This window comes from Mycobacterium sp. IDUB_28 (assembly GCF_055419285.1).
Genome location: NZ_JBVAXK010000049.1, coordinates 1 through 246, shown reverse-complemented (window position 1 = coordinate 246; position 246 = coordinate 1). Strand labels below are relative to the sequence as shown.

Here is a 246-nt window from a genome sequence, read left to right as displayed (position 1 = left end):
GAAGCCCTCACCGCCCGCGCCACCCGCATGAGCTGTCTGTGCCGGCGCACCGACTGCACCGCCCCCACCCGCCCACCGGCCTCCCCGGTGACCATCCATGTGATCGCCCCCCACGCCGCCCTCACCCACGGCAGCAGCAGCACGGCTCCCGCGGCGATGATCGGCGCCGCCGACGGACTCATCACCCCCGAACTGCTCGCCGACCTAGCCGTCTCCGCCACAATCGTGCCCCTGATCCACCCCGGC

At 73.6% G+C, this 246-nt stretch carries 1 pseudogene; it reads left to right on the top strand.

The features are described from left to right. Positions 1–246 (top strand): annotated as a pseudogene (locus tag ACZYZ9_RS26495) (hypothetical protein); the annotation flags it as partial.